This is a genomic window from Aeromonas sp. 600948 (genome assembly GCF_049174875.1).
GTDB classification, from domain to species: Bacteria; Pseudomonadota; Gammaproteobacteria; order Enterobacterales; family Aeromonadaceae; genus Aeromonas; species Aeromonas veronii_A.
The window spans coordinates 1-20,364 of the sequence record NZ_JAAKTY010000016.1 but is presented as its reverse complement, the minus strand read 5'-3'; the positions used below and the strand labels follow the sequence as shown (position 1 = coordinate 20,364).

At 59.6% G+C, this 20,364-nt stretch carries 26 protein-coding genes; 13 read left to right on the top strand and 13 right to left on the bottom strand.

The features are described from left to right. Genes lptA through G5182_RS13970 form a run of 4 tightly spaced genes read right to left on the bottom strand, consistent with a single transcriptional unit; the run spans window position 1 to window position 2,621 of the window. Window positions 1-528: a lipopolysaccharide transport periplasmic protein LptA gene (gene lptA, locus G5182_RS13985; protein WP_040068817.1), complete on the bottom strand. Its 528-nt coding sequence runs from the start codon at window positions 526-528 to the stop codon at window positions 1-3. After that, a complete protein-coding gene (lptC, locus tag G5182_RS13980; RefSeq protein ID WP_227341813.1) occupies window positions 515-1,075 on the bottom strand; it encodes an LPS export ABC transporter periplasmic protein LptC in 561 nt (186 codons plus the stop codon). Before lptC ends, lptA begins: the two co-directional genes overlap by 14 nt. Beyond that, window positions 1,072-1,626 (bottom strand): 3-deoxy-manno-octulosonate-8-phosphatase KdsC, encoded by a 555-nt coding sequence (kdsC, locus tag G5182_RS13975; RefSeq protein ID WP_227341812.1) that lies wholly within the window; start codon window positions 1,624-1,626, stop codon window positions 1,072-1,074. Before kdsC ends, lptC begins: the two co-directional genes overlap by 4 nt. After that, entirely contained in the window at window positions 1,626-2,621 is a 996-nt protein-coding gene (locus G5182_RS13970; RefSeq protein ID WP_005336342.1) for a KpsF/GutQ family sugar-phosphate isomerase, read from the bottom strand. Before G5182_RS13970 ends, kdsC begins: the two co-directional genes overlap by 1 nt. 207 nt (window positions 2,622-2,828) lie before the next feature. On the opposite strand from G5182_RS13970, the gene mlaF reads away from it, so the two are divergent. The 7 genes from mlaF to murA are packed head-to-tail and all read left to right on the top strand — an operon-like array spanning window position 2,829 to window position 7,349. Continuing rightward, the gene (gene mlaF / locus G5182_RS13965) at window positions 2,829-3,629 is read left to right on the top strand and encodes a phospholipid ABC transporter ATP-binding protein MlaF (protein WP_005336343.1); all 801 of its coding nucleotides are present in this window, start codon (window positions 2,829-2,831) and stop codon (window positions 3,627-3,629) included. Next, complete coding sequence (gene mlaE / locus G5182_RS13960; protein WP_005355158.1) at window positions 3,629-4,408, top strand: lipid asymmetry maintenance ABC transporter permease subunit MlaE; 780 nt, start codon at window positions 3,629-3,631, stop codon at window positions 4,406-4,408. The genes mlaF and mlaE overlap by 1 nt, the downstream gene beginning before the upstream one ends. Window positions 4,409-4,415: 7 nt before the next feature. Continuing rightward, window positions 4,416-4,913 carry an outer membrane lipid asymmetry maintenance protein MlaD gene (gene mlaD / locus G5182_RS13955; protein WP_005336348.1) on the top strand — a complete coding sequence of 166 codons (498 nt, stop codon included), beginning with the start codon at window positions 4,416-4,418 and terminating at the stop codon, window positions 4,911-4,913. Between the two features lie 2 nt (window positions 4,914-4,915). Then, entirely contained in the window at window positions 4,916-5,548 is a 633-nt protein-coding gene (locus G5182_RS13950; protein WP_005336350.1) for an MlaC/ttg2D family ABC transporter substrate-binding protein, read from the top strand. After that, window positions 5,545-5,817, top strand: a complete 273-nt coding sequence (locus G5182_RS13945; RefSeq protein ID WP_005336352.1) for an STAS domain-containing protein — start codon at window positions 5,545-5,547, stop codon at window positions 5,815-5,817. Before G5182_RS13950 ends, G5182_RS13945 begins: the two co-directional genes overlap by 4 nt. Beyond that, complete coding sequence (gene ibaG / locus G5182_RS13940) at window positions 5,817-6,074, top strand: BolA family iron metabolism protein IbaG (protein WP_005306001.1); 258 nt, start codon at window positions 5,817-5,819, stop codon at window positions 6,072-6,074. The genes G5182_RS13945 and ibaG overlap by 1 nt, the downstream gene beginning before the upstream one ends. 18 nt (window positions 6,075-6,092) lie before the next feature. Continuing rightward, entirely contained in the window at window positions 6,093-7,349 is a 1,257-nt protein-coding gene (gene murA / locus G5182_RS13935) for a UDP-N-acetylglucosamine 1-carboxyvinyltransferase (RefSeq protein WP_201938913.1), read from the top strand. Between the two features lie 578 nt (window positions 7,350-7,927). Here the strand turns inward: murA and G5182_RS13930 are convergent. Then, window positions 7,928-9,181, bottom strand: coding sequence for a phospholipase D-like domain-containing protein (locus G5182_RS13930; RefSeq protein WP_227341811.1), 1,254 nt, complete (start codon window positions 9,179-9,181; stop codon window positions 7,928-7,930). Window positions 9,182-9,254: 73 nt separating this feature from the next. On the opposite strand from G5182_RS13930, the gene G5182_RS13925 reads away from it, so the two are divergent. Further along, window positions 9,255-9,431, top strand: coding sequence for a hypothetical protein (locus G5182_RS13925; protein WP_005339947.1), 177 nt, complete (start codon window positions 9,255-9,257; stop codon window positions 9,429-9,431). On the opposite strand, the gene G5182_RS13920 is transcribed toward G5182_RS13925, so the two are convergent. The 3 genes from G5182_RS13920 to tatA form a co-directional block, all read right to left on the bottom strand. Then, complete coding sequence (locus G5182_RS13920; RefSeq protein WP_227341810.1) at window positions 9,409-10,830, bottom strand: transglycosylase SLT domain-containing protein; 1,422 nt, start codon at window positions 10,828-10,830, stop codon at window positions 9,409-9,411. The two genes, G5182_RS13925 and G5182_RS13920, sit on opposite strands and share 23 nt — an antisense overlap. Window positions 10,831-11,058: 228 nt before the next feature. Beyond that, window positions 11,059-11,361, bottom strand: a complete 303-nt coding sequence (locus G5182_RS13915) for a YfcZ/YiiS family protein (protein ID WP_227341809.1) — start codon at window positions 11,359-11,361, stop codon at window positions 11,059-11,061. A gap of 16 nt (window positions 11,362-11,377) precedes the next feature. Next, a complete protein-coding gene (tatA, locus tag G5182_RS13910; protein WP_005339944.1) occupies window positions 11,378-11,539 on the bottom strand; it encodes a twin-arginine translocase TatA/TatE family subunit in 162 nt (53 codons plus the stop codon). A 276-nt stretch (window positions 11,540-11,815) separates the two neighbouring features. On the opposite strand from tatA, the gene G5182_RS13905 reads away from it, so the two are divergent. Continuing rightward, complete coding sequence (locus G5182_RS13905; RefSeq protein ID WP_005357635.1) at window positions 11,816-12,784, top strand: LysR family transcriptional regulator; 969 nt, start codon at window positions 11,816-11,818, stop codon at window positions 12,782-12,784. Between the two features lie 75 nt (window positions 12,785-12,859). On the opposite strand, the gene G5182_RS13900 is transcribed toward G5182_RS13905, so the two are convergent. Both G5182_RS13900 and G5182_RS13895 read right to left on the bottom strand, forming a co-directional pair. Continuing rightward, complete coding sequence (locus tag G5182_RS13900; RefSeq protein WP_041234986.1) at window positions 12,860-13,459, bottom strand: YhgN family NAAT transporter; 600 nt, start codon at window positions 13,457-13,459, stop codon at window positions 12,860-12,862. Window positions 13,460-13,558: 99 nt separating this feature from the next. After that, on the bottom strand, window positions 13,559-13,804 hold the full coding sequence (locus G5182_RS13895; protein ID WP_005357633.1) for a YecH family metal-binding protein: 246 nt from the start codon (window positions 13,802-13,804) through the stop codon (window positions 13,559-13,561). Window positions 13,805-14,013: 209 nt separating this feature from the next. Here G5182_RS13895 and G5182_RS13890 point away from each other — a divergent pair, with 209 nt between their 5' ends. After that, window positions 14,014-15,297 (top strand): dicarboxylate/amino acid:cation symporter, encoded by a 1,284-nt coding sequence (locus G5182_RS13890; RefSeq protein ID WP_203119382.1) that lies wholly within the window; start codon window positions 14,014-14,016, stop codon window positions 15,295-15,297. Window positions 15,298-15,308: 11 nt separating this feature from the next. Here G5182_RS13890 and G5182_RS13885 read toward each other — a convergent pair whose 3' ends face one another. Further along, the gene (locus G5182_RS13885; protein WP_005339933.1) at window positions 15,309-15,623 is read right to left on the bottom strand and encodes a DUF2007 domain-containing protein; all 315 of its coding nucleotides are present in this window, start codon (window positions 15,621-15,623) and stop codon (window positions 15,309-15,311) included. 9 nt (window positions 15,624-15,632) lie between these two features. Further along, window positions 15,633-16,535 carry a LysR family transcriptional regulator gene (locus tag G5182_RS13880; protein ID WP_139433146.1) on the bottom strand — a complete coding sequence of 301 codons (903 nt, stop codon included), beginning with the start codon at window positions 16,533-16,535 and terminating at the stop codon, window positions 15,633-15,635. 96 nt (window positions 16,536-16,631) lie between these two features. On the opposite strand from G5182_RS13880, the gene G5182_RS13875 reads away from it, so the two are divergent. Further along, the gene (locus G5182_RS13875; protein ID WP_021231553.1) at window positions 16,632-17,684 is read left to right on the top strand and encodes an HlyD family secretion protein; all 1,053 of its coding nucleotides are present in this window, start codon (window positions 16,632-16,634) and stop codon (window positions 17,682-17,684) included. Further along, a complete protein-coding gene (locus G5182_RS13870) occupies window positions 17,684-19,237 on the top strand; it encodes a DHA2 family efflux MFS transporter permease subunit (protein ID WP_227341808.1) in 1,554 nt (517 codons plus the stop codon). Before G5182_RS13875 ends, G5182_RS13870 begins: the two co-directional genes overlap by 1 nt. A 77-nt stretch (window positions 19,238-19,314) precedes the next feature. Here the strand turns inward: G5182_RS13870 and G5182_RS13865 are convergent, their stop codons facing one another. Further along, window positions 19,315-19,941, bottom strand: coding sequence for a lysoplasmalogenase (locus tag G5182_RS13865; RefSeq protein WP_113740353.1), 627 nt, complete (start codon window positions 19,939-19,941; stop codon window positions 19,315-19,317). 187 nt (window positions 19,942-20,128) lie between these two features. On the opposite strand from G5182_RS13865, the gene G5182_RS13860 reads away from it, so the two are divergent. Beyond that, window positions 20,129-20,272 carry a hypothetical protein gene (locus G5182_RS13860; RefSeq protein ID WP_162182404.1) on the top strand — a complete coding sequence of 48 codons (144 nt, stop codon included), beginning with the start codon at window positions 20,129-20,131 and terminating at the stop codon, window positions 20,270-20,272. Window positions 20,273-20,364 lie beyond the last annotated feature (92 nt).

Sequence of the window (20,364 nt, the reverse complement as noted above, 5' to 3'; positions counted from 1 at the left end):
TTATTTTCCCTGCTTCTTCTGGTCGGCGGGCTTGTCGAAATTCTCTACCTGATCAGGCAGGAACACGGTTTTGACCCGCTGGCTCGGGCTCTTGCTCTCGGCAATCATCTTCTGTTTGACGATGTCGTAGCGGATCAGATCGCCATTGACCTGGCTATCTTCCTGCTTGAGCTGACCGTTGCCGGTGATGGTCACCAGCCGGTTCTTCAGCTCGTAGCGGATGGTATTGCCGTGGGCATTGACCGGCTTGCCGTTATCCAGGATCTGGAAGAAGGTGGCGGGCTTACCGTAGGCAGTCATCACCTCGGCTCCTTTCTCGCCGGAACGGGTCACTACCACCTTGTCAGCCTTGATCCGGATGGTGCCCTGATTGATGGTCACGTCCTCTTCGAAGGTGATGCGGTTGTCCTGCATCTCGGCCACCTGTTTGACGGCATCGACGTAGACCTTCTCGGCAAAGTCGGACTCTTTGGCGGTCACCGCACCACACAGCAACAGGGCTGCGAGGGCCAGATTAGCGTTTTTCATTGAAATAGATGGCATGGCCTTGATCCAGTAACTCAAAATATTTGCGGTCCAGATGGCCCTTGAGGCCAACCCCTTGGGTCTGGAAATCCCGACCCAGAATGTTCACTTCCCGGTTGCTGCGCACATCCTGTGTCACCAGATCCAGCTCCAGATAGGATGTATCCAGTGTGGAGATGAAAGAGGAAGGTAGCAGACCATCCAGATGCACCTTGTCCCGCAGGATGACGTTGTCGCCGGTGTTGAGCACGCCGGTTTCGGCGGTCACCTTCCACTCGGCGGCACCCTGATCGTCATACATGTAGACCACCGGCTTGTCGAAGGTGGCCTGCTCGAGGATTTGATAATACTCGGCGTAGGTCGACTCCAGCCGCTCGGTGCGCTTGCCGTTGATATCAAAACGGGTGGTCACCAGATCTTTGGCGACAAAATCCGGCTGATAGTTTTCGATTTTGACGGCGCTCTCAGGCACCAGCTCAACCTTGCCCAACTGCCAGGCAACCAGCGCGACCAGAAACAGCAGGGCAAACAACAGGGTTTGTCTGCTCATACCGAGGCCTCGGGCTGATAATCGTCCTGGCCCTGCGCCTGCAAAATGAGGTCACACACCTCACGCACCGCGCCCATGCCACCGCCAAGCCGGGTCACCATATCGGCACGACTCAGCACCAGCGGATGGGCATCGGCCACCGCGATACCCAGGCCGCAGGCGGCCATCACCGGCAGATCGATGGTGTCATCGCCCATATAGGCGGCCTGTTCCGGGGTCAGCCCCAGCTTAGCCAGCAGCGCTTCGAAGTGAGGCAGCTTTTTATCAGCCCCCTGCACCACATGGGCCACACCCAGACTTTTCATCCGATCACTGACGATTCGGGAGTTGCGCCCGGTGATGATGGCGATCTCGATCCCGGCATTGAGCAGTGCTCGCATGCCCGCACCATCACGGGTGCAGAAGGTTTTCAGCTCTTCGCCGTTGTTTCCCATGTAGATGAGGCCGTTGGAGAGCACCCCGTCCACATCGCACACCAGCAGGCGGATTTGCGCCGCCTTGTCGAACTGGCTGCGCGTCACCGGACCATAGAGGGTCGGTACGTTTTGCATCAAATGACTCCGGCTTTCAGCAGGTCGTGCATGTTGAAGGCGCCGAGCGGGCGTTTCTCTTCATCCACGACCAGTAATCCGTTGATTTTTCTCGTTTCCATCAGCTTGACGGCTTCTGCAGCCATCATCTCTGGACCTACGGTAACACAGTTGGCCGTCATCACACGGCTGATGGGGGTGTGATGGATATCGATCTGCTGGTCAAGAATGCGGCGCAGGTCGCCATCGGTAAAGAGCCCGGCCAGCAGGCCATTGCCATCGACCACAGCCGTCATACCGAGCCCCTTGCGGCTCACTTCCAGCAGCGCCTGGCTGATGGTGGCATCTATCCCCACCCGGGGCAACAGATCGCCACTGTGCATCAGGTCGCCGACCCGCAGCAACAGACGCTTGCCAAGGGAACCGCCCGGGTGAGAGAGGGCGAAGTCATCGGCGGTAAAACCGCGCGCTTCCAGCAGGGCGACCGCCAGGGCATCGCCCATCACCAGGGTTGCCGTGGTGCTGGAAGTGGGTGCCAGACCCAGCGGGCAGGCCTCTTTCTCCACCTTGATGCACAGATGCACGTTGGCCTCTTTGGCCATGGTGGAGGCGGGATTACCGGTCATGCAGATGAGCGGAATGCCGCGGCGCTTGAGTACCGGCAGCAGGGCCAGGATTTCGTCACTCTCGCCGGAGTTGGAAATGGCGATGATAAGGTCGCCACTGGAGATCATCCCCAGATCGCCGTGACTCGCTTCTCCCGGGTGAAGGAAGAAGGCCGGGGTGCCGGTGCTGGCGAGGGTGGCGGCGATCTTGCTGCCGATATGGCCCGATTTGCCCATGCCGGTGACCACTATCTTGCCACCGCAGCGCAGCACCATTTCGCACGCCTTGTCGAAGGCGTCGTTCAGATACTGATAGAGTCCATCAATGGCTTGCTTTTCTGTGTCCAGCACCGCGCGGGCACTGCGACGAAAATCGAACAGTTCAGACACTTTCTCAGGCTTTACAGACATAAAGACACAGCTCCGGGCCGAAATTAGCTGCGGGATTATAAAAAAGTCTGCCCGGATAAGCGAATCGGATGGCAAGTCCCGCTCTCAATGACGCACTTTGTTACAGAAAACTGTCGTGCAAATGGGCTTGCAGCCTGTTCAATAGTTGTTCCTTGCTGTTGCTTAGACCTAGACTACCCCATAAAATTCGCACCTCATTTACACCGGATGGACAATTGTTTGAACAATGACCTGATCACCATCTCCGACCTGACCTTCAGTCACGGAGATCGGCTGTTGTATGACGGGATCAACCTGACCATTCCTCGTGGCAAGGTGACCGCCGTCATGGGCCCGAGCGGCATCGGTAAAACCACCCTGCTGCGGCTGATCGGTGGCCAGCTCAAGCCGGAGTCCGGTCACATTCTGTTTGACGGGGAAGATATCCCCACCCTATCCCGTTCGCGCCTCTATGAAGTGCGCAAACGGATGAGCATGCTGTTCCAGAGCGGCGCCCTGTTTACCGGCATGACGGTCTACGACAACGTGGCCTTCCCGCTACGGGAACACTCCGGCCTGCCGGAGGAGCTGATCCACACCATCGTCATGATGAAGCTGCAGGCGGTGGGCTTGCGCGGAGCGGCGAAACTGATGCCCTCCGAGCTCTCCGGCGGCATGGCGCGCCGGGCGGCCCTGGCACGGGCAATTGCGCTCGATCCTGACCTCATCATGTATGACGAGCCGTTCGTCGGGCAGGACCCCATCACCATGGCGGTGCTGGTCAAGCTGATCAAGGAGCTGAACGATGCCCTCGGCATCACCTCCGTCATCGTCACTCACGATGTGAAAGAGGTGCTGAGCATCGCCGATTACGCCTACATCATTGCCAATCGCAAGGTGGTGGCGCACGGCACGCCGGATCAGCTGCGCGAGGAGCACAATCCCGAAGTCGAGCAGTTCCTCAAAGGATTGCCCGATGGTCCTGTTCCGTTTCATTTTCCGGCAGGCGATCTGCTACAGGATCTCTGATGTTGATAAGTCAAATAAGCAAGCTGGGGCGGGTCGGAGTGCGGTTTATCAGCTCCGTCGGTCGCGCCACCATCATGTTGTTCCATGCGCTGGCGGGCAAACCCGAGCCGCGCAAGCACTTCCCGCTGCTGATCCAGCAGTTGTATGTGGTGGGCGTACAGTCGGTGGCCATCATTCTGGTCTCCGGCCTGTTCATCGGCATGGTGCTCTCGCTGCAGGGTTACAACGTTTTGAAGGATTTCGGCGCCGAGCAGAGCCTGGGACCGCTGGTCTCCCTCTCCCTGCTGCGGGAGCTGGGTCCTGTGGTAACAGCGCTACTGTTTGCCGGCCGTGCCGGTTCGGCCCTGACCGCTGAAATCGGCCTGATGAAGGCCACCGAGCAACTTTCAAGCCTAGAGATGATGGCGGTCGACCCACTGCGCCGGGTGGTTGCCCCCCGCTTCTGGGCTGGCGTCATCAGCATGCCGCTGCTGGCCTTTATGTTCAGCCTGATCGGCATCTTCGGCGGCAAGCTGGTCGGCGTGGACTGGCTCGGCGTGGACGAAGGGGGCTTCTGGTCTGCCATGCAGGCCTCCGTCGACTGGCATGAAGACATCATGCAGGGCGCCATCAAGAGCCTGATTTTCGCCCTGGTGGTCACCTGGATTGCGCTCTTTAACGGCTATGATGCCAAGCCGACCTCGGCAGGGATCAGTCAGGCCACGACCCGAACCGTGGTCCACTCATCCCTCGCCGTGCTCGGCCTGGATTTTATACTCACTGCAGTCATGTTTGGATAAGGTAAAGATGAAGTTCAGCAAAGTAGAATTCCTGGTCGGCACCTTCATGCTGGCTGGCATCGGTGCCATTCTGGCACTGGCCCTGCAAGTGGCCGGTTTGAGCTTCAAACCGGAAGGAGAAACCTATACCCTGCGCGCGCATTTCGATAATATCGGCGGCCTGAAAGTCCGGTCGCCGGTCAAGGTCGGCGGCGTGGTGGTCGGTCGGGTCAGCGACATCGTACTGGACCCGAAAACCCAGGTGCCCGAAGTCACCCTGATGATGCAAAAGAGCGCTGGCGAGTTTGCCGATACCAGCTCCCTCTCCATCCTCACCTCCGGTCTGCTCGGCGAGCAGTACATCGGGCTGGCCCCCGGCTTCAGCGATGAGGAGATGGGCACCGAGATGCTCAAGGATGGCGACCTGATTGAAGACACCAAATCCGCCATCGTGCTGGAAGATCTGATTGGCAAGTTCCTCTACAGCCAATCCTCCGACAGCAAATCAGACAGCAAGAAGGAGTAATCATGTTCAAGAAAATCGCCCTGCTGCTGGGCCTGATGACCAGCATGCTCTTTTCCCTGTCTGCCCAGGCCGCTGTCGATGCCACCGACCCCAATGCGCTGGTGGATCAGGCTGCCAAGCAGACCTTTGCCCGCCTGAAAGCCGATCAGGCCCAGGTGAAAAGCAATCCGGATCACCTGCGGGTGATCATCCGCGAAGAGCTGCTGCCCTATGTGGACAACCGCTTCGCCGCCTACAAGGTGCTTGGCAACCAGATTAAAGAGACCACCGAAGCGCAGCGCAATGCCTTCGTCGAAGTGTTCACCGAGTACATGGTGAGCTCCTACGCCGATGCGCTGGCCCATTTTGACAAGCAGACCGTCAAGGTCGAGCCGGGCAAAGCACCCAGCGGCAACATCACCGCCGTCAACGTCAGCGTGAAAGAGGCCGGCAAGCCGGACATCTTCCTCGAGTTCAAGCTGCGCAAGAACAACAAGACCGGCGAATGGAAAGCCTTCGACATGGTGGCAGAGGGGATCAGCCTGCTCTCCGCCAAACAGAGCGAGCTCGGCGGTTTGATCCGCCAGAACGGCATCGATGCGGTGATCGCCCAGTTGCGCGAACACAACGCCAAGCCGCTGGTACTCAAGCCATGACCCTCAGCGGTGAGCTGCAGGCGCCACAGGTCAATGACCTGTGGCAACGCCGCGCCGAATGGTGGCAGGACGACCAGCTCGAGCTCGGCGGCGTCACCACCCTCGACTCTGCCGGACTGGCCCTGCTGGTCAAATGGGCCAAAGCCGTATTAGCGCGAGGCGCCACACCGCAACTGGTGGGCGCCTCCAGTGATTTCTATACCCTGGCCAACCTCTACGGGGTGGCCGGGCTGTTTCAGTCAACCCCGCTCACAACTGAGGACGCATAATGCAAGTCTCTGAAATTGAAGCGATACTCCTTGAGGCTCTGCCATTGTCCGAAGTCCATGTCAAAGGGGACGGTAGTCACTACCAAGTGATCGCCGTCGGTGACATGTTTGACGGCATGAGCCGGGTCAAGAAGCAGCAGGCCATCTATGCCCCGCTGATGGACAAGATCGCCAGCAACGCCATTCACGCCCTCTCCATCAAGGCGTTCACCGACGCCGAGTGGAAACGCGAACGTAAATTTCTATTGCCCTCCTGATTTGGTAACGAAGTAAAAATGGACAAATTCAAAATCGATGGTCGTTGTACTCTCAACGGCGAAGTGACCATCTCCGGCGCCAAAAACGCCGCGCTGCCGATCCTGTTCGCGACCCTGCTCTGTGATGAAGAGGTTCACCTCTCCAACGTGCCGCGCCTGAAAGATGTGGGCACCACCATCAAGCTGCTGGAGATGCTGGGTGCGACCACCAAGGTCAACGGCAACGTCACCGTGCTGACCGGTGCGGTGAACAACCACGTCGCCCCCTACGAGCTGGTGAAGACCATGCGCGCCTCCATTCTGGCGCTGGGCCCGCTGGCTGCCCGTTTCGGCGCAGCTGACGTCTCCCTGCCAGGCGGCTGCGCCATCGGTGCCCGTCCGGTCAACCTGCACGTCCACGGCCTGGAGCTGATGGGCGCCAAGATCACCATCGAAGATGGTTACATCAAGGCCCGTGTCGATGGCCGCCTGAAAGGCGCTCACATCCTGATGGATATGGTCTCCGTGACCGGTACCGAAAACCTGATGATGGCAGCCACTCTGGCTGAAGGCCGCACCGTGATCGAAAACGCCGCGCGCGAGCCGGAAGTGGTCGATCTGGCCAACTTCCTCAATACCCTGGGTGCCAAAATCCAGGGGGCGGGCACCGACACCCTGACCATCGACGGTGTCGAGCGTCTGCACGGCGGCAACTACAGCGTGCAGCCTGATCGCATCGAAACCGGTACCTTCCTGGTGGGTGCAGCGGTCACCGGCGGCAAGATCACCTGCCGCAAGACCGACCCAACCCTGCTGGAAGCGGTACTGGTCAAGCTGGAAGAGGCTGGCGCCCTGATTGAGAAGGGGGAAGACTGGATCACCCTCGACATGACTGGCCGCACCCTCAAGCCGGTCACCATCAAGACCGCCCCCTACCCGGCCTTCCCGACCGACATGCAGGCACAGTTCACTGTGCTGAACGCCGTCGCCAAAGGCACCGGCATGGTCACCGAGACCATCTTCGAGAACCGCTTCATGCACGTTCCCGAACTGGTACGGATGGGTGCAGACATCGAACTGCAGGGCAACGTAGCCATCTGCCGTGACACCGAGCAACTCAAGGGTGCCCAGGTGATGGCGACCGATCTGCGCGCCTCCGCCAGTCTGGTACTGGCTGGCTTCGTGGCCGAAGGCTCCACCATCGTCGACCGTATCTATCACATTGACCGTGGCTACGAAGACATCGAGCAGAAGCTGCAGGGTCTGGGTGGCCGCATCGAGCGCATCAAGGGCTGATAGCCCACTGATCGCTAGCCGATAAAAAGGCCCCCTCGCTAATGCAAGGGGGCCTTTTTACATTCATCTGGGCTGCCGAGATTCAATGCGGTCGAGAGTGGTCCATATCGTGTCAGGCTATTTACCAGCCCCCTGGCGGCCAACGTTCATTGGCTCGAGACTCGCCAAAGAACCAAAAAAGTGGGGTGACATGTCCATGTCACCCCCTCGCAAATAGCATGTTCCATATTGGAGTCCGGCCACGCCAGGTCTCTGTTTCACTTTCCGATAGTTCGCGACCCATCTTAAGTGCGCGCCAATTGCAGCAATGCAACCGGCCAGCTACCCGTTACAACCTTCGTCCACACGGCAGACAAGCCGCCGTGTTTGTCCTTGCAACTGAAATATTACGCATAAAAACAAAATAAAAAACGTTTTTATGCTAATTCCATTCACATCAGAGTACAAAAAACAGCCTCATCATCACCACTAAATTGTTATAAAACAGCAAGATAGATTCATGCATGGTTATTCACCCGCAAAGGGCATCAGCAATGGCTTACAAGGCTTTGCGAGATCTCGCACAAAAAATGGCTGCCTTACAGCCAACGGCGCAGGGGCAACCAGTCACTCAGACGGGCTATCAGTCGCCTTGGCCACCCCTCGGGTTTGCGCGGCAATCCACCGGCCTGCTCCTGCCAGCGAGCCAGCCACGTTCGCAGCGCCTCGCAGATCGGCGGGCAGTGCAGATGCAGCATCAGTTCGGTATTGAGAAACAGTGAGCGAGGATCGAGGTTGAGGCTGCCGAACAGCGCCCGCTCCTCCCCCAGCAGGATCAACTTGGCGTGCAGGCTGCCGTGGCCATGGTCAAACTCGGCGACCCGGATCCCTTGGCGCAGCAACCAGCCGAGATAACGCTGATAGGCACCATAGACCAGTGGCACATCGGTGCTGGCCAGCGAGTTGGTGAGAATGTCGATGGCGATCCCCTGTTGGCGCAGCCGCGCCAGACGGTGCCGGAACCCGCGGGTCAGGATGAGGTAAGGGGTCACCAACCCCAGCGAGCCGGGATTGTCAGCCAGCTGGCGCCAGAGCTGACGGGCAGTGGTGGGACGGGAGATAAGCCCCTTGCCGGGACGGTCGAACCACACCTCGGCCCGCCCCTCATGCCATTGCAGCGGCACATCGCGCTCGTCAAACAGCGCCGCGGGCAGATCGTAGACCGTCGCTACCGCCGGATCCGTCATGGTGAACAGGAAGTCGTTGACCACCTCTATTTCGGCGGGCAGCAGCTCGCGGCGCAACAGATGGCGGATGGGGTGACTCCAGCGGCTGTGCCAGAACTGCTCGAACCCCTGCACCATCTGCTGGCACAGTCCCCCCTGACAGGCGAGATCGAGATCCACGAAGGGGGCTTGCGGATCCAGACCGAAGTAGCGATCACCGATGTTGCGCCCGCCGATCAGCGCCAGCTTGCCATCCACCAGCAGCAGTTTGTTATGCATCCGGTGGTTGATGCGGCGAAAGCTGAGCAGTCCCTCCAGCAGCAGTGCCAGCGGGCGCCAGCCCCGCAGCCAGAAGGGGTTGAACAGCCGTACCTCGATCCCCGGGTAGTGAGCCACCATCTCCAGAAAGCGGTTGTCACCGGCATAGAGATCATCCACCAGCAGCTGTACCTTGACGCCACGCCGGGCGGCGTGAAGCAGCTCGCTCAGCAGCAGCTTGCCGCTGCTGTCCTCCTCCCAGCTGTAGTACTGCGCCTGGATCCGCTCGCGGGCATGGCGGATCCAGTGACAACGCACCTTGAGCGCCAGCTGGGGATCGTCGATCAGGGCAAAGGATCCGGGGATCATGGTGTCATCCTGCTGTCATGGCCGGGTGTCATAACGCTGGCGAGCCTCTTCACATATTCAAAAGGAGTTGCTGATGGAACTGCATGATACCCCGATGTTGCGCTATCTGGGCCAGCTCAGCCAGCCAGATCTCATCCCGGCCACCGGCCCTGCTCACTGGTTTTTGCAACACAGGGACGGTGGCTGGCAATTGCCGACCGTGCAGGCGACCCTGCCGGTCAACCGGCTCAGGGCTGAGCCGCTTCGATAGCGGCAGCCTTGCCCTCGATCTGGGGCAGGCTGAAACGATAGGCCACGTAGTACTTGTAGATGGTGCCGACATAGTTGATCGGCCCCTGTCCGACTTCGTTGGCCACCAGCTGATCCACGTTACCGAACCAGACGTTGGGATCGAGTCCCAGTTTCTCCGCCTTGCCTCGCAGCGCCTGCACCCGGTTCGGCCCAGCGTTGTAGGCGGCGAGGGCAAACAGGTGGCGGTTGAGCCGATCCAGCTTGGGATCATTGAAGTAGGTATCGAGGATCAACCGCATGTAGCGGCAGGCGGCCTCCACATTTCCCTCCAGCGTGGTGAGTCTGGCGCCGTTGATGCCGACTTCCCGCCCCGTACTGGGCAGCAACTGCATGAGGCCCACGGCCCCCTTGGGCGAGCGCGCCTTGGGATTGAGGCCGGACTCCTTGTAGCCAAGCGCCGCCAGCATCAGCCAGTCGAGATCGTATTGATTGGCGTACTTCTCTAGCACCTTGCGAATGGTCGCGAGGCGCCCCATAGGATCCGGCGCCAGGATATTGCTCATCTGATCGCTGCGAACCAGCAAGCGGCGCAGGGTCATGTCGCTGTAGAGGCTGTTGCGGCTGACGCTCGCCAGATAGCCATTGACCGCTTTCAGCAGCTCGGGGCTGTTCTTGCGCAGCGCCCAGCCACTGGTGCCGTTGCTGCGCAGGGGGATCAACTTGTGAGCCTTGAGACCGGAGATCATGCCACTCAGCCAGATCCGCCCCTTGTAGCTGTCGGTCACCGTCAGGGGAATAATGCCGGCGGCCACCATCTCCAGCAGATCGCCATCCTGTAGATATTCGGGCACCGTCTCGATATAGACGGGGGGCAGCCCCAACTCGCGAAACAACCAGTTGAGCTGGCGCAAGCTCTCGTAGTAGCTGGAGCTGGCCCGCACCCAGACCCGCCTGCCGGAGAGCTGGGTAATGCGGCTGAAGGCGGGCAGGCTGTTCTGGCTAACCACCCACTCCTCGATGGAAGAGATGAGCGGCCGGGAGAAGGCCACCTGTTCACGCCGGGTCGGGGTCACCGTCATGGTCGCCGCCACCAGATCACCACGCCCCTCGGTCAGATAGTCCAGCAGCTTGTCCTGCCGCACCGGGATGTAGACCACCTTGAGTTTGACCTTCTCTTTAGCGAGATAGGTGTTGTTCAGCCAGCGCTCGAATCCTTGCAGCTGATTGACCAGAATGCCGTACTGGGTGCCGCGATCGAGAAAATAGAAACCGCGCTCATAGACCACCAGAGCCCTGAGTTCGCGCTTTTGCAGAATGCTTTCGAGGTCCCCGGGTTGGGGCAAACGCACCGGCTTGAGCTCAGCCGCCAGCAGGGAAAAACAGCAGAGGGCCAGCAGAGCCCAAATCCAGCGTCGCATCACGATGGCTGCCCCTGTGCTGAGGTCACGCCTGCTGCCTGTTGGCAGCACGGATCACGATAGAGGGTGGGATTGGGGGCAGAGATCCATCGCTGCGTCATGATATTTACGCCTTCTGTTGGCCGACTCGCGCCGGGCAAAACGTCTGTGGGATAGAGTAACTATAGAACGCCGACCCACAGCAGAAGGGTCAACACGGCAGGCAAACCTGCCGCGTTATCAGACAACTCAGATAGAGCGGGCCCGCATTTCGAAAATCAGTTTTTCGGCGGTGCAGGTGAATTGCAGGCGGGCTTTCAGGATCACGCCGTTGGCGCCCTGGGTCAGTTCGCTGCTCACTTGAGCTTCGGCGGTGACCTGTTTGGCCAGTACTTCATAGGCAGCCAGCTTGGCGCGGGCATCCGCCTCGGCCGCGGCTTCAATAACCAGCTCCATCACATCGTCGCCTTCGCCGATGATGGTGCCGATCTCGGCAAAACAGCCGCAGCTGTCACAGGTTTCGTTCAGTTCAACTTTCTCGTCTACAGACATTTTCTACTCCTACTGCTTATTTCGGATGATTTGCGTCGTCACGCATCGCCTTGCGAAAATCTTTGATGGCGGTCCCCAGATCCTCACCTGCACTGGCAAGACGCTTGCTGCCGAAGACCAGCACAACGACCAGCAAGAGGATCAGCATATGCCAGATATGAATTCCACCGAGTCCCATAGGGATACTCCCTCACAAAGAGATATCTGTTACTTGTATCAAAATAGAGCGCAGGGATTGTTGGGCAAAATCAAGGCAGGTGCAAGTGAGCAAATAAATCATAGCCAAAAAATAGGGCGACCCTGAGGTCGCCATATTGATTGTGCTACATGTCCCCTCAACCGCTACATCCTGTACCAGTGGTTCATGCGAACCTGAGACCATTCGAGGATAAGATCGCCAAGATATGAAAACAAATGGTATAAATTCATCTTAGAATTGAAGAGGATTCATATCATGCTGCTGGAACAACTGGGTCGCATCGACCTCAATTTGCTGATTATCCTGCAGGTATTGCTGGAAGAGCGCAACGGCAGCAAGGCGGCACGCCGCCTTCATCTGAGCCAGTCCGCGGTCAGTAAAGCCCTCGGCCGTCTGCGCGATACCTTCAATGATCCCCTCTTCATCCGATCTGCCTACGGGCTGGAACCCACCGGCCGTGCCCTTGCACTGCAGCAGCAGTTGCAACCCATCCTGCTGTCGCTGGATAACCTGATCCAGCCGCCCGAGTTTGACCCCGCCAGCTCGGAGCGGGAATTCGTCATCGCCAGCATGGACAGCGCCTTTACCCTGTTTGCCCCGCTCTACCTGAGCGAGCTGAAGCGGCAGGCACCAAGGATCCGCTTGCGTTACGAGGAGTGGACCGAGAACAGTCTGACCGAGATGAGTCAGGGACAGGTGGACATCGCCTTCGCGGTGCGAGAGAACTGCATCAGCTCCGATTATCGGCTCGATACCCTGCCCGACAGCATCTGTCAGCGAGTGCTGGCGGTCGATGATCTCACCTGTCTGGTGCAGCAGCACCACCCCGCGCTGCGGGAGCCCAACTGGAATCTGGAGCACTACCTCAGCTATCCCCATGTACAGACTTACTGCGAGGGGCGGGACCGCTGGATGCTGGATCACAAGCTGGCAGAGCAGGATCTCTACCGGCGTATCGAGGCAACCGTGCCCTCCTTCGAGGCGGCGCTGCGGATGGGGATGCACTCCGACATGATAGTAACGCTCTCCCGGCTCTACGCCCGCCACGCCACCCAGGTCTATCCGCTGTTACAGCTGCCGCTGCCCATCGGGTTGGACAGCATCTCCCATCTGCTGATCTGGCATCAGCGTCACAGCGAGGATCCGGGCCACCGCTGGCTGCGGGAGCTGCTGCTGTCCCTCATCATGAGCAAACTGGAACCTGCAGCGACCACTCACGGATGACGGCACGCCTTCTCGGCGGCACAAAAAACGGGGCTCTGCGTAGCCCCGTTTCATTCACTTCAAGATGTAAACCACTCAGCCCTGGCCGGTCACCGCCAGATAGTGATGTACCCCGTCCAGCAGCATCTGGACCGAGATCATCACCAACAGCATACCCATCAACCGTTCCACCGCAGTGAGTCCCCGCTCACCCAGCAGCTTGTTGAATACCTCGTAGAACATCAGGATCACCGCGCTGGCGGCCCAGGCCATAAAGAGCGCCAGCGACCAGTCCACCATCCGGGTCGGCTCCTGATTGGCCAGCAGCATCAAAGAGGCGAGGATCGAGGGGCCGGCAATCATCGGGATCGCCATCGGCACCAGGAAGGGCTCCTCGCCCGCCGCCAGCCCGGTCACGCCCCCCTCACTCGGAAAGATCATCTTGATGGCGATCAGGAACAGGATGATCCCCCCCGCAATGCTGACCGCCTCCTGCCGCAGGTTGAGGAAGCCGAGGATCTGCTGACCGACGAACAGGAACAGCATCATGATGGCCAGCGAGAAGAGCAGCTCGCGCACCATCACCTTGCGACGTCGCTTGGGATCAATATGACGCAGGATAGAGAGGAAGACCGGCAGGTTACCCAGCGGGTCCATGATCAGAAACAGCATGACTGCGGCAGAGAAAGTATCCATACAACGCCCGGGCTACGCCCTGAATAGGGAAAAGAGAGGGGGCGAAATATAGCAAAGGGCGAAGAATTGAGCGAGCGCCATGATGCGCTCGCAGCGGGATTAACCGTGGTTACAGATCTTGTCTGCGCGGGTCTGGAAACCCTCAGCCGAGTCGATGAATTTGCCACGAGCGGCCAGGAAATCGATCAGCGCTTCCGCATCCATCTCGCTGGCACTGCAGGTATGAAAACGGGCCTCGGCACCGAACCGTTCGGCCATCGCCTGTTTCAGGCTGGCACGGGTAAATTGTCCCCCTTGTGCCAACATCATCTCCATCACTTCGTGACCATGAACCGATTGCGACATCTCTCACCTCAATAATGAACATATTTAATGCCAATTAAATATCTCCCCGCCCGGAGGGATCTTGATATAGGCCAATAAATTGCGCATTACCTGGTCAGGGGAGTGGTCACCGCCACCGCTTTGTCGATAATGTGGCAACCCGCGTCAGGGATCGCTACACTGGCGCCCCTTTTTGGCCATCGCAGACAATGTATAAGGATATTGGCGTCATGCTGTTCCATGGAGAGGCTCTCAAGCCCTGGCAGATCTGGACCCGCCGACCACTCTGGCTCAAGACCCTGATCGGCATGCTGACAGGGGTGGGTCTGGGCGTCAGCTTTGAAGAGCAAGCCCTGTTGCTCAAGCCCCTTGGCGTCTTGTTCGTCAACACCATCCAGATGCTGATGGTGCCTCTCATTTTCTGTTCGGTCATCGCCGGTCTCACCTCGCTGCTCAAGGGCAAGGCCCTCGATCGCATCGGCAGCAAGGCGATCTGCCTCTACTTCTGCTCCACCGCCATCGCCATCTGCATCGGCCTGATGATGGGCTGGCTGCTGGAACCCGGCATGGGTGCCGACATGGGCCCCTATGAGCGGGTCGGTATGTCGGAACCACCCACCCTGGCCAGCGTGCTGAGCCATCTGGTGCCGAGTAACCCGGTACAGGCGATGGTGGATGGCAAGATCCTGCAAGTGATCGTCTTTGCGGTGGCGCTGGCGGTCGCCCTCAATGCCAGCGGTCGCCGTGGCCGCCCCGCCATCCTCTTCTTCACCTCGCTGGCCGAGGGGATGTTCAAGCTGACCCAGATGGTGATGGCGCTCGCGCCTTACGGTGTCTGCGCTCTGATGGCCTGGATGACCGGCAAGTACGGTCTCGACCTGCTGCTGCCGCTGCTCAAGGTGATCGGCGCCGTCTACCTCGGCTGCCTGCTGCACGTGCTCGGGGTCTACAGCACCCTGCTGCTCCTGCTGGCACGGCTCAATCCGCTGCACTACTTCAAGAGCATCGTTGATGCCCAGGCGGTTGCGTTTACCAGCAGTTCCAGCAACTCCACCCTGCCCATCAGTCTGGCCTGCGCCGAGAAGCGGCTGGGAGTCTCTCCCGCCATCACCGCCAAGGTGCTGCCCATCGGCGCCACCATCAACATGGATGGCACCGCCCTCTATCAGGGAGTGACAGCGCTGTTCGTAGCTCAGGCATTCGGGGTGGATCTGCACATGGTCGATTATCTGACCATCATCAGCATCGCCACCCTGGCCAGTATCGGTACGGCAGGTACCCCTGGCACCGGGTTGATGCTGCTGACCCTGACCCTGACAGCGGTGGGCTTGCCGCTGGAAGGGGTGGCACTGATTGCAGGCATTGACCGGATCCTCGACATGGCGCGCACCACGGTCAACGTATCGGGGGATATTCTGGTGTCGGTGCTGATCGCCCGCAGCGAAAACGAGCTGGATCTGGCGACCTATCACGATGCCAGCGCAGGGGAAGATATCGAGTTCCCGCCGCGCTAGCGGAAGAGAGATCAGCTGTCGTGGGGATCGTGATGACAGCGCCAGCAGACGTCGAAGTTGGCGCCGTTCTCCTCCCCGCACTGGCCGCACAGCCAGCCGTTACCCTGACGCTGCTGGTAACGCTCGATGACCCGTCCTGCCTTGCTGCGATCCTCGGCCCGCACCATCAGGGTCACCTGCAACATGTCGACCGGCAGTTCGCCAAGGGCGCCAGACAGCCCCTCGCCATTGAGGCGCACCAGCACCCCTTCCGCCTCCAGCGCCCCTTTCAACGCGTGCGCCTCCAGGGTGTGTGAGGCGCGATAGAGATTGATCCAGTTATCCATAGCTCCCCCTTACAACAACTTGTCGATGCCAAACTCAGCGCCGTTCTCAATCATGAAATCGATGAATGCCCGCAACTTGCGCGGCATCAGTTGCCGCTCCGGAAACAGCAAATAAATTGGCACCCTGGGTTGCTGCCACTCTGGCAGCAGGATCACCAATTCGCCGCTGGCCAGCTCATCCTGACAGAGCATAGCGGGTAACGAAGCCAACCCCAGCCCCGCCTTCGCTGCCTCCCGGGCACAGGTAATATTATTGACCCGAAAACGGGATGGGGGGTCAACCAGCACCTCTCTGCCATCCAGCTCGAAACACCAGTGAGAGGCGAGAAACCCGCTGCTCACCGTCACCCGCTCGTGGTTGGCCAGATCCTCCGGCCGCTCGATGACCGGGCTGCGGGCCAGATAGTCCGGGCTGGCACAGAGCAGCCTTCCGGTGCTCCAGAGTCGGCGCGCCGCCAGATTGGAGTCGCTCATGTCGCCAATCCGCACCACCGCATCCAGCCCTTCACTGATGGGGTCCACCACCCGGTTGGTCAGCTCCAGCTCCACCTGCAGGGCGGGATAGGCCTGCAAAAACTTGGCGACCAAGCGCCCAACCACCAGTTGCCCCGTCTCGATGGGCACCGCCAGTTTGAGGGTGCCGGTTACCTCCTGCTGGCTGGCGCTCAGCATCAGCTCGGCTTCGGTCAGGGCATCGACCGCCTTGCTGCAGTGCAGGTAGTACTTCTCCCCTTCCTCGGTCAAAGTGAGCTGACGAGTGGAGCGATAGAGCAGACGCACACCGAGCCGCTGTTCCAGCTCGGCGATCCGGCGGCTGACCATCGCCTTGGTCATCCCCAGCTCGCGGGCGGCCGCCGTAAACGAGCCCTTGTCGACGATACGCACCAGAATTAACGCGGCATTGAGATCCATTGTTGCACCAGTGAAACTGTATATCTCGTGAACCAATACTAATCGAAACAGTTGACCAGTGTTAGCCTGCGCCCCTTAAGTTCAGGAATCACAAAAATGAGTCAACACAAAAAAATTCCCCTGCTGGCAGCCATGATATTGGCGCTGCTCGGTCTGCTGTTCGCCGGTTACTGGTATCTTCACGGCCGCTATTTTGAAAGCACCGACAACGCCTATCTGCAAAGTGAAGTGACCGGGATCAGCTCCAAGCTGCCCGGCTATATCCGCGAAGTGCTGGTCACCGACAACCAGCCGGTCAAAGCGGGCCAACTGATCGCTCGTCTCGATGATCGCGAATACAAAACCAGGGTCGCGGAGGCCGAAGCCGACCTGCGCCTCAATCAGGCGACGGCCGAAAATTTGGCCGCCACCCGCACCCAACAACTGAGCCTGATCCAGCAGGCAGAGGCCAAGGTCGCCTCCGCCAATGCTGAACAGCTGCGCGCCAGCCAGCAGGTCAACCGGATCAGTCAGCTCAACCAGCGCCACTACAGCTCGCAAGACAGTCTGGACGAGGTGCGAGCAGGCCTGCAGGTCAATCAGGCGCAAGCCCGGGAGGCCCAAGCCGCCCTGCAAGCGGCCCGTGAGCGACTGCTGGTACTGGATGCCGAACGCAAACAGAATCTGGCCAAGCTGGCATTGAGCGAAGCGCAACTGGAGCAGGCCAAGCTGGAGCTCGGCTACACCGAGCTGCGGGCGCCTGCTGACGGCATCATTGGCAAGCGCAGCCTGCGGGAAGGGCTCTACGTCCAGTCCGGCATGCAGGTCGCCAGCCTGGTACCGCTGCAGCAGGTGTGGGTCGAAGCCAACTTCAAGGAGACCCAGCTCGCCCATATGCAGCCGGGCCAGAAGGTCGAAGTGGTGCTCGATGCCTACCCGGATCAACCGGTCGAGGGGATCATCGACAGCCTGGCCCCGGCGACCGGCGCCAAGTTCGCCCTGCTGCCGCCGGAGAATGCCACTGGTAACTTCACCAAAATCGTGCAGCGGGTGCCGGTAAAGATCCGCATCCCCGAGCCAGGTCCGCTGGCAGGCAAGCTGCTGCCGGGTCTCTCCACCGAAGTGATCGTGGATACCCGCACTCCTGAGCCCGTGGTGGCTGCCAACTGATGGAACCCATTCCACGTCGCAACTGGATCGCGGTCATGGGGGGCCTTATCGGCGCCTTCATGGCCATCCTCGATATCCAGATCACCAATGCCTCCCTGAAGGATATTCAGGGGGCCCTGTCGGCCACCCTGAGCGAGAGCTCCTGGATCTCCACCTCCTATCTGGTGGCGGAGATGATCGCCATCCCCCTGAGCGGCTGGTTGAGCCGGGGGTTGAGTGTGCGCCGTTACCTGCTCTGGACCACCGGTGCGTTTATCGCCGCCTCCGTGCTCTGCTCGTTCAGCTGGAACCTCACCAGCATGATCGTCTTCCGGGCGCTGCAGGGCTTCACTGGCGGGGCGCTGATCCCGATGGCCTTCTCCCTCATCGTCACCCTGTTGCCGTTACAGAAGCGGGCCACCGGCATGGCGCTGTTTGGCCTCTGCGCCACCTTCGCCCCCGCCATCGGCCCAACCCTCGGTGGCTGGCTCACCGAGCAGATGTCGTGGCACTACATCTTCTATCTCAACGTGCCGCCGGGACTGCTGGTGATGGCCATGCTGGCCCACGGGCTTGATAAAAAACCGGTGGACTGGGCCGTGATCAAGCGGGTAGACCTCATCGGCATCGTCACCATGGCGCTTGGCCTCGGCCTGCTGGAGGTGGTACTGGAAGAGGGCAACCGGGAAGACTGGTTCGGCTCAAGCTTCATCGTGCGACTGGCAGTCATTTCGGCGGTGGCGCTGGTGTTCTTCGTCATCAGCCAGCTGATCCGCCGTCACCCGCTGGTCAATCTGCGGCTGCTGCACAACCCGCGCTTCGCGCTGGCCTGCTTCGCCTATCTGATCCTCGGCATGGCGCTGATGGGATCTATCTATGTGCTGCCGCTCTACATGACCCAGATCCACAACTACAACGCGCTGGAAATCGGCGAAGTCCTGATGTGGATGGGACTACCGCAACTGCTGGTGCTACCGCTGGTACCCAGGCTGACCCACAAGATAGACCCGCGCTATCTGGTGAGCTTCGGCTTCCTGATCTTCGCCGTCAGCTGCTTTATGAACGTCAACATGAGTGCCGACTACGCCGGGCCGCAGCTGATCCAGTCCCTCATCGTGCGGGCGCTGGGGCAGCCCTTCATCATGGTGCCGCTCTCCCTGGTCGCCACCGCCAGCCTGAGCCACGACGAGATCCCCTCCTCCTCGACCCTGCTCAACGTGCTGCGCAACCTCGGTGGTGCGTTCGGTATCGCCATCATCGCGACCCTGCTCGACAACGATACCCGCACCCATGTGCTGCAGATTGGCAGCACTCTGGCCGCCAGCAGTATCGAGGGGCAGAGCTATCTGCTGCAACTGGCCCAGAGCATGATGGCGCAGGGTTCAGGCCCCGAGATTGCCCAGCAGCAAGCCCACGCCATGCTGGCCAATACCATCAACCGGGAAGCGGCCATCATGGCCTACAACCAGGTGTTCTACATCATGGGGATCTTCCTGCTGATCGCCAGCGCACTGATGCTGTTGCTCAAATCCCCCGCCCCACGGGCTGCGGATGCCGAACCGCTAGAGGCGTGAAAAACGCCGGGCATAAAACGAAAAACGGGCCAATGCCCGTTTTTCGTTATCTGTTACCTGCACTCAACCAGAAGGCGTTATCCCGCCAGCGACCCCGCGATCAGGAATTGCGCTGCGAAGTAGCTACTCATCACCCAGGCGCGGGCGTGGGGAAAGGGGTGGCGGAAGCGATCGAGCGCCAGCATGCTGTCGGAGAAGAGGAACATCAGCGCCCCCACCAGAGCGGCGGCCGAACCGGCAGTGAGAGAGGCGTGCCAGGCACCGGCGGCCACCCAGGCCATGCCGATGATCACCAGCATGTAGCAGAAGACCGGGATCCGCATCTCCCCCAGCTTGCCCCACAGCAGGCCGAATACCATGCCGGCGATCAGCAACAGCAGCAAACCATCCACCAGATTGAGCAGCAATGGCCCCTGGGCAAAACCGACGATATAGCAGAGATGCGCGACAAGAAATGCCGCCAACCCCTGAATGAAGCGATCGCTTGGCAACATCAGCAGCACATCGCCCGCCAGCGAGAGACAAAGGCCGAGCAGGATCCAAGCGTGTGAACCATCGTGGTCATAACTCTGGTAGCCGAACGCCAACGCGATGATAAGCAGCATGGTAAGCGGCTTGCTGATATAGAACTGGCGGCAGTCTGAACCGTAGGCAGCACGGATGTGCCACCAACCTGAAGCGATGATCAAGAAACTCAATAACATGCCCTGCTCCTCACCTGTTGCTCGCAGTCATACGGCAACCGTTTTTATCATGGTGCAGGGTAACAAATTCCCTACCCCAGTGGCAGGGGTGCTGATCAAATGGACAAACTAAGCCTAAAGTCTAATTGCCGCACCGAGTGGTTCAGGGCATAAGTGACGGGTCTGGAGGATCACCATGGAAGAAGCTATGAAAAACTATCTGCCCGCCATCGATATCATGATGTGCCATCTGGGGATCAGCTTTGAGCAGGCCTGCGAACAACTGGGTCTCAGCCAGCAGGAGCAACAGGCACTGGATCAATTGCAGCAACAGCAGAGCCAAGCCAACTAAGCCCTCCCGTTATTGGATATCATGATGTGCCATCTGGGGATCAGCTTTGAGCAGGCCTGCGAACAACTGGGTCTCAGCCAGCAGGAGCAACA

What these genes read in the sequence shown, in the direction of transcription:
- lptA (WP_040068817.1), bottom strand. Translation starts at nt 528, where the DNA reads ATGAAAAACGCTAATCTGGCCCTCGCAGCCCTGTTGCTGTGTGGTGCG.
- lptC (WP_227341813.1), bottom strand. Translation starts at nt 1,075, where the DNA reads ATGAGCAGACAAACCCTGTTGTTTGCCCTGCTGTTTCTGGTCGCGCTG.
- kdsC (WP_227341812.1), bottom strand. Translation starts at nt 1,626, where the DNA reads ATGCAAAACGTACCGACCCTCTATGGTCCGGTGACGCGCAGCCAGTTC.
- G5182_RS13970 (WP_005336342.1), bottom strand. Translation starts at nt 2,621, where the DNA reads ATGTCTGTAAAGCCTGAGAAAGTGTCTGAACTGTTCGATTTTCGTCGC.
- mlaF (WP_005336343.1), top strand. Translation starts at nt 2,829, where the DNA reads ATGGACAATTGTTTGAACAATGACCTGATCACCATCTCCGACCTGACC.
- mlaE (WP_005355158.1), top strand. Translation starts at nt 3,629, where the DNA reads ATGTTGATAAGTCAAATAAGCAAGCTGGGGCGGGTCGGAGTGCGGTTT.
- mlaD (WP_005336348.1), top strand. Translation starts at nt 4,416, where the DNA reads ATGAAGTTCAGCAAAGTAGAATTCCTGGTCGGCACCTTCATGCTGGCT.
- G5182_RS13950 (WP_005336350.1), top strand. Translation starts at nt 4,916, where the DNA reads ATGTTCAAGAAAATCGCCCTGCTGCTGGGCCTGATGACCAGCATGCTC.
- G5182_RS13945 (WP_005336352.1), top strand. Translation starts at nt 5,545, where the DNA reads ATGACCCTCAGCGGTGAGCTGCAGGCGCCACAGGTCAATGACCTGTGG.
- ibaG (WP_005306001.1), top strand. Translation starts at nt 5,817, where the DNA reads ATGCAAGTCTCTGAAATTGAAGCGATACTCCTTGAGGCTCTGCCATTG.
- murA (WP_201938913.1), top strand. Translation starts at nt 6,093, where the DNA reads ATGGACAAATTCAAAATCGATGGTCGTTGTACTCTCAACGGCGAAGTG.
- G5182_RS13930 (WP_227341811.1), bottom strand. Translation starts at nt 9,181, where the DNA reads ATGATCCCCGGATCCTTTGCCCTGATCGACGATCCCCAGCTGGCGCTC.
- G5182_RS13925 (WP_005339947.1), top strand. Translation starts at nt 9,255, where the DNA reads ATGGAACTGCATGATACCCCGATGTTGCGCTATCTGGGCCAGCTCAGC.
- G5182_RS13920 (WP_227341810.1), bottom strand. Translation starts at nt 10,830, where the DNA reads ATGCGACGCTGGATTTGGGCTCTGCTGGCCCTCTGCTGTTTTTCCCTG.
- G5182_RS13915 (WP_227341809.1), bottom strand. Translation starts at nt 11,361, where the DNA reads ATGTCTGTAGACGAGAAAGTTGAACTGAACGAAACCTGTGACAGCTGC.
- tatA (WP_005339944.1), bottom strand. Translation starts at nt 11,539, where the DNA reads ATGGGACTCGGTGGAATTCATATCTGGCATATGCTGATCCTCTTGCTG.
- G5182_RS13905 (WP_005357635.1), top strand. Translation starts at nt 11,816, where the DNA reads ATGCTGCTGGAACAACTGGGTCGCATCGACCTCAATTTGCTGATTATC.
- G5182_RS13900 (WP_041234986.1), bottom strand. Translation starts at nt 13,459, where the DNA reads ATGGATACTTTCTCTGCCGCAGTCATGCTGTTTCTGATCATGGACCCG.
- G5182_RS13895 (WP_005357633.1), bottom strand. Translation starts at nt 13,804, where the DNA reads ATGTCGCAATCGGTTCATGGTCACGAAGTGATGGAGATGATGTTGGCA.
- G5182_RS13890 (WP_203119382.1), top strand. Translation starts at nt 14,014, where the DNA reads ATGCTGTTCCATGGAGAGGCTCTCAAGCCCTGGCAGATCTGGACCCGC.
- G5182_RS13885 (WP_005339933.1), bottom strand. Translation starts at nt 15,623, where the DNA reads ATGGATAACTGGATCAATCTCTATCGCGCCTCACACACCCTGGAGGCG.
- G5182_RS13880 (WP_139433146.1), bottom strand. Translation starts at nt 16,535, where the DNA reads ATGGATCTCAATGCCGCGTTAATTCTGGTGCGTATCGTCGACAAGGGC.
- G5182_RS13875 (WP_021231553.1), top strand. Translation starts at nt 16,632, where the DNA reads ATGAGTCAACACAAAAAAATTCCCCTGCTGGCAGCCATGATATTGGCG.
- G5182_RS13870 (WP_227341808.1), top strand. Translation starts at nt 17,684, where the DNA reads ATGGAACCCATTCCACGTCGCAACTGGATCGCGGTCATGGGGGGCCTT.
- G5182_RS13865 (WP_113740353.1), bottom strand. Translation starts at nt 19,941, where the DNA reads ATGTTATTGAGTTTCTTGATCATCGCTTCAGGTTGGTGGCACATCCGT.
- G5182_RS13860 (WP_162182404.1), top strand. Translation starts at nt 20,129, where the DNA reads ATGAAAAACTATCTGCCCGCCATCGATATCATGATGTGCCATCTGGGG.